The organism is Rugamonas brunnea, from assembly GCF_014042345.1.
Lineage (GTDB): Bacteria > Pseudomonadota > Gammaproteobacteria > Burkholderiales > Burkholderiaceae_D > Rugamonas > Rugamonas brunnea.
In genome coordinates, this window is sequence record NZ_JACEZT010000027.1 from 37858 (window position 1) to 43989 (window position 6132).

The 6132-nt window shown below is 65.4% G+C and carries 4 protein-coding genes and 1 pseudogene; 4 read left to right on the plus strand and 1 reads right to left on the minus strand.

All coding sequences use genetic code 11. The features are described 5' to 3' along the window. Positions 1 to 1704, minus strand: a complete 1704-nt coding sequence (locus H3H37_RS24365) for a GspE/PulE family protein (RefSeq protein ID WP_182167408.1) — start codon at positions 1702 to 1704, stop codon at positions 1 to 3. A 210-nt stretch (positions 1705 to 1914) separates the two neighbouring features. Here H3H37_RS24365 and H3H37_RS24370 point away from each other — a divergent pair, with 210 nt between their 5' ends. The 4 genes and pseudogenes from H3H37_RS24370 to H3H37_RS24385 form a co-directional block, all read left to right on the plus strand. Continuing rightward, positions 1915 to 2631, plus strand: coding sequence for an ABC transporter ATP-binding protein (locus H3H37_RS24370; RefSeq protein ID WP_182167409.1), 717 nt, complete (start codon positions 1915 to 1917; stop codon positions 2629 to 2631). Between the two features lie 10 nt (positions 2632 to 2641). After that, a complete protein-coding gene (locus tag H3H37_RS24375; RefSeq protein ID WP_182167410.1) occupies positions 2642 to 3655 on the plus strand; it encodes an ExeA family protein in 1014 nt (337 codons plus the stop codon). 91 nt (positions 3656 to 3746) lie between these two features. Then, positions 3747 to 5660: a pilus (MSHA type) biogenesis protein MshL gene (locus H3H37_RS24380; RefSeq protein WP_182167411.1), complete on the plus strand. Its 1914-nt coding sequence runs from the start codon at positions 3747 to 3749 to the stop codon at positions 5658 to 5660. Beyond that, positions 5657 to 6132 (plus strand): annotated as a pseudogene (locus tag H3H37_RS24385) (hypothetical protein); the annotation flags it as partial. The gene H3H37_RS24380 and the pseudogene H3H37_RS24385, both read left to right, overlap by 4 nt.

A 6132-nucleotide genomic window follows, 5' to 3' on the forward strand; every position in this document is an offset into this window, starting at 1 on the left:
TCAATCCTCGAACTGGTTGCTGATACGCATGGCTTCGGCCACCGTCGTGCGGCCCTGCACCACCAGTTGCACGGCGTGGCGGCGCAAGGTGTTGCCGGCCATCTGGGCCGCGGCCGCCTTCAGGAAGGCGTTGGCGTCGTGGTGGTTGGCCGCGTCCACCACGGCGCTGGTCATCTCCAGCAATTCGTAGACGCCGGTACGGCCCCGGTAGCCCATGCCGTTGCAGTGCGAACAGCCCTTGCCGTGGAAATAATGTCCGGCGCCGGCCTGGTCACCCAGTTCCAGCCGCAGCCATTCCGTTTCCGTGGGGCTGGGCTCGTAGGGCGTGGTGCAGCTTTCGCAGATCACGCGCACCAGGCGCTGGGCCAGCACGGCTTGCAGCGAGCTGCCCACCATGTAGCGCGGCACGCCCATGTCCATCAGCCGCAGCGGCGTGCCCAGCGCGTCGTTGGTGTGCAGCGTGGACAGCACCAGGTGGCCCGTCATGGCGGCCCGCAGGCCGATCTGGGCCGTTTCCTGGTCGCGCATCTCGCCCACCAGCACGATGTCCGGGTCCTGGCGCAGGGCCGAGCGCAGCACGCGCGCGAAATCGAGGTCGATCTTGTCGTTGACCTGCACCTGGTTGATGCCGCGCAGCCGGTATTCGATCGGGTCTTCCACCGTGATCAGCTTCTTTTCCACGGAATTGAGTTCGGCCAGCGCGCAGTACAAGGTCGTGGTCTTGCCGCTGCCGGTGGGTCCCGTCACCAGCACCAGGCCGTTCGGGCGCTGGATGATGGCGCGGAATTTGTCCAGGATGGGCTTGGGCATGCCGATCGCATCGAGCCGCAAGGTGGTGCCGGCCTGGTTGAGCAGACGCATCACCACCGATTCGCCGTACTGGGTGGGCATGGTGGAGATACGCACGTCGATGCGCTGCTGCTTCACGCGCACGGCGAAGCGGCCATCCTGCGGCAGCCGCTTCTCGGAAATGTCCAGGTCAGACATCAGTTTCAGGCGCAGCGCCAGCGCCGGCGCGATCTTGATGTCGGCCTCGGTCTGCAGGTGCAGCACGCCGTCGATGCGGAAGCGGATCTGCAAACGCCCTTCCTGCGGCTCGATGTGGATGTCGGACGCGCCCACCTGGGCCGCGTCGTCGAACACCGATTGCAGCAGCTTGACGATGGGCGCTTCTTCCAGGTTCGGGTTGACGGCCAGCGCGCCGAAGTCCACCGACACGTCGCCCAGGTCCTGCTCCAGCTCGCGCGCCAGGTCGGTGATGTCGTCCGTGCGGCGGTAGATGCGGTCGATGGCGCCCAGCACCTCGGTCTCGTTGACGACGGCCAGTTGCACCGTCTTCTTGAGGATGCGGGAAATCTCGTCGTAGGCGAACAGGTCAGTCGGGTCGGACATGCCGACCAGCAGCGCGGCGCCGCGGTCTTCCAGCGCCAGTGCGCGGAAGCGGCGGGCCTGGGTTTCGGGCAGCAGCCGCACCACGTCCGGGTTGATGTTGTAGAACTTCAGGTTCAGGTAGGGAATATCGAGCTGGCGCGCCAGGGCGCCGGCGATCTGCTCCTCTGTCACGTAACCGCTCTCGATGAACAGCCGGCCCAGCTTGCGCCCGCTGCGCTTTTGCTCGGCCAGGGCCAGCCCCAGCTGCTCCTCGGACAGCAGCTTTTGCTGCACCAGGATTTCTCCCAGGCGGACTTTTTCCGGCCTTGCCATGTATTCTCCTCGTCATCAACCGCACCCGCGCGCGCGTTGCGGCCATTCTAGTCCAGAAAATTGTCCTTGCCAGCAATCTACACTACGGAAAATCATGAACGTCGCCAGAATGCCGCTGCATAGGGGAATTTCGCGTTTGCACTAGCAAAATCCCCGGGGAATGCGCTACAGTGTGGGTCGCTCACCACTCGCGCGCCCAGACCGCCACACATGACCGACCCCGCATTGCGATTTCACCAGCTTGCCAAGCGTTATGGCGACACCAGCGTATTGCAAGGCGTGGATCTGGAAGTGGCACCCGGCGAATGCGTGGCACTGGTGGGCGTGAACGGCGCCGGCAAGACCAGCCTGATGAAATGCCTGCTCGATTTTTGTGCGCTCGATGGCGGCAGCATCACCATTTTCGGCCAGGACCACCGCCAGCCGGCCGCGCGTGCGCCGCTCGGTTTTCTGCCCGAACGCTTCATCCCGCCCTATTACCTGACGGGAGCGGAATTTATACAGTACATACTGACCCTGCAGGGACAGGCGGTGGAACCGGCCGCCGTCACCGCCATGGTGCAGGCGCTGGACCTGGAGGTATCAGCCTTGAAACGTACGGTACGCAGCTATTCCAAGGGCATGACCCAGAAACTGGGCCTGGCGGCCTGCCTGCTGGCGCCCAAGGCCCTGTATGTGCTCGACGAGCCGACCAGCGGCCTCGACCCGAAAGCGCGCGCGCTGCTCAAAGCCCAGCTGCTGGCCAGGCGCGCCGCCGGCAGCGCCCTGTTCTTCACCTCGCACCTGCTGGCCGACGTGGATGAACTGTGCGACCGCATGGCCATCCTGCACGACGGCCGTATCCGCTTCGCCGGCACCCCGGCCGAATGCCGCGCCCGCTACCAGGCCGACACCCTGGAGCAGGCTTTCCTGCGCTGTATCGCCTAAGGCCGCCACCATGTACCGTTCCCATTTCGGCCTGCAGGAATCGCCGTTCGGCATCACGCCGAACCCGGCCTTCTTTTACGCCGGCAACACGCGCGGCGAAATCCTGCAGGCGCTGCTGTACGTCGTCACGCATGGCGAAGGCATCATCAAGGTCACCGGCGAGGTCGGCAGTGGCAAGACCATGCTGTGCCGTATGCTCGAAAGCCAGTTGCCGCCCCATATAGAAGTGATCTACCTGGTCAACCCCAGCTTGTCGCCGCTGGAAGCGCTGTTCGCCATCGCCAGCGAGCTGGGCCTGCAACCGGCTGGCAAGCGCGGCGACGAGGTGCTGCGCGAACTGCACGCGGACCTGATCGCCAAGCACAGCGCCGGCAAGCAGGTGGTGCTGCTGGTGGAGGAAGCGCAGGCGATGCCGCTGGCCACGCTGGAGGAAATCCGGCTGCTGACCAACCTGGAGACGGCCCGCAACAAGCTGCTGCAAATCGTGCTGTTCGGCCAGCCCGAGCTCGACGAGCACCTGGACCTGGCCAGCATGCGCCAGTTAAAGGAGCGCATCACCCACAGCTTCGAAGTGCCGGCCATGGCGCCGGAACTGGTGCCCGAGTTCCTCGACTTCCGGCTGCGCGCGGCCGGCTACGCGGGGCCACCCCTGTTCAGCCAGAAGGCGGCGCTGCGCGTGGCCCGCGCCTCGGGCGGCATCGTCCGGCGCATCAACATCCTGGCCGACAAGGCCATGCTGGCCGCCTACGCGGCCGACGCGGACCGGGTCGAGGTAGCCCACGTCAACAATGCGATACAGGAATCACCGTTCAAGAAGAAAAACAGTATCGTATCGCACGCCACCACGGCGCTGTCGCTGATCATCGTGCTGTTGTTGGCCGGCATCGCGTGGCTGCTATGGCGTCCGCCGCAAGCGGCCCAGGGGCCGGCCCGGCCGGCCGCCGCGGCCCAGGCCGCGCCGCCGGCCACCGCCACAAGGGCTGCCACAACGGTGGCCGCGGCGCCGAAATATTTGCCGCAATGAAACGTAATAGTTGCTGGACAGATTAAATTGTAAGATCATGTCGACTAGAATTCCAAAAGCACAACATTCAGCACAAGGGGCGGACAAGAGAATGAAAAACCATGTTGCTCCCTTGATCCCGGCCCTGTGCGGCATGCTGCTGGCCGGTTGCGCCAGCGCGCCCATGCCCGACTCGCGCAGCCACATCACCGAGCCGGCCCGTCCGGCCGGCGCCATTCCCGAACCGGTGCAGGAAAGCGTGGCGCTGGCGCCGCCCAAGCCGGCCGCCAAGGTGGAAACCTACAGCGTGACCGTGCACAAGGTGCCGGTGCAATCGCTGCTGTTCGCGCTGGCCCGCGACGCCGGCCTGAACGTGGACATCCACCCCGGCATCGAAGGCACGGTCACGCTCAACGCGCTGGACCAGACCATGCCCCAGCTGCTGAACCGCATCGCCAAACAGGTCGACATGCGCTACGAGATCGACGGCAACAACCTGGTGGTGCAGCCGGACACGCCTGTCTGGCGCAACTACAAGATCGATTACGTCAACATCGCCCGCAGCACCAGCAGCAGCGTCAACATCGCCACCCAGATCTCGACCACCGGCGGCGGCTCGTCCAGCAACGTCAACACGGGCTCGACCAACAGCCCCAGCACCCTGAACAGCACCAACAATGGCGGCTCGGGCAACAACAATTCGACCACGGCCGTCAACAACCGTTCGGACAACAATTTCTGGTACAGCCTGGAAAAGAACATCCGCGACATGCTGCGCCCGTCCAACCTGTACGACACGCCGATCGACCCGCTGGCCGCCTTCCACGAGCAGCCGGCCAACGCGGCCGCGCAAAGCCAGGCGATGGCCATGCAGCAGCAAAACAACCAGAGCAACCAGATGACGCCGGCCGTGTTCAATCCGCAGGGCGCGCCCGCTTTCAACGCCAATCCGGCCGCCCAGCAGCAGCAGCAATTGCAGTTGCAGGAAAAGCAGGCCGCCATCAAGAACCAGGCCTCCGTCATCACCAACATCGAAGGCGGGCTGATCGCCGTGCGCGCCACCGCGCGCCAGCATGAAAAGATCCAGGAATTCCTCGACATCGTGCTGGGCGCGGCCAAGCGCCAGGTGCTGATCGAAGCGACCATCATCGAAGTGCGGCTGGGCGACCAGTACCAGCAAGGCATCAACTGGAGCAGCCTGGGCAAAGGCGGCCTCAAGCTCACGCAGGGCCAGGTCGGCAACGCCACCCTGCCGTCCGACGTCACCCCCGGCACCTCGCCCGGCGTCTTCGTGCTCAATTACGCCAACCCCACTTCGCGCCTGGGCAACATCGCCACCACCATCCAGCTGCTGGAGACGTTCGGCAAGGTCAAAGTGCTGTCCAGCCCCAAGATCAGCGTGCTCAACAACCAGACCGCGCTGCTCAAGGTGGTGGACAACAACGTGTTCTTCACCATCAAGGTCACGCCGGCCGTGCTGGGCACCAATGGCTCGATCAGTACCCCGGCCACCTATGAATCGCGGCTGGAAACGGTGCCGGTGGGCTTCGTGATGAGCGTCACGCCGCAGATTTCGGACAGCGACGAGGTCACCCTCAACGTGCGTCCCACCATCACCCGCATCGTCGGCTACGTGCAAGACCCCAACCCGGCGCTGGCGGCCGGCCAGGTGGTCAGCAAGGTGCCCGTGATCCAGGCCCGCGAACTGGAATCGATCATGAAGGTATCGAGCGGCCAGGTGGCCGTGATGGGCGGCCTGATGCAAGATTCGGTCGACAACACCAAGGATGGCGTGCCCGGCCTGAGCGCCCTGCCCGTGGTGGGCAACCTGTTCTCCTACCGTAACGAAAACAATGTGAAGACGGAGCTGGTCATCTTCATGCGGCCGGTGGTGGTCAAGGACGCCAGCCTCAATGGCGACTTCAAGGATTACCGCTACCTGCTGCCCAACCAGGACGCGGCGGCGCCCCCGGCCCCGGCCGCTAGCGCCGCCCCTGTCGCACCCTTGAAGGCGGACGGAACATGAGCCTGCTGATGCAAGCGCTGAAAAAAGCTGAGCGCGCCAAACAAAACAGCATTCCCGAAACGGAACTGGAAAAACCGTCCGAGGCCTTCGACGACCTGCTGGCCCTGACGCCGCAGGAAACGACACCCCCGGCCCGCGCCAGCGGCGAGTTCATGCTCGACCTGGAGCCGCTCGACGGCCCGGCCACGATCGGCACGACCGCGACGCCAGCGCCCGTCCCCAGCGCGCCGCCACCGGCCGCGCTCGACGCGGCGCTGGAACCGATGTCGTTCGACACGGAACCGCCGATTCCGGTGCTGTCCGTGGCCGACGAAGCGATCCACGACCCGGTGCCGCCCCAGGCGCGCCACCAGGAACAGCCACGGCCAGCGCCGCCAGCAGCGGCGCAGGCGGCGGCCCAAGCCGCCCAGGCCAGCCAGAACGCTGCGGCCGATGGCCGCGCCCGCGCCACCGCCAAGCCCGACGCCCCGCG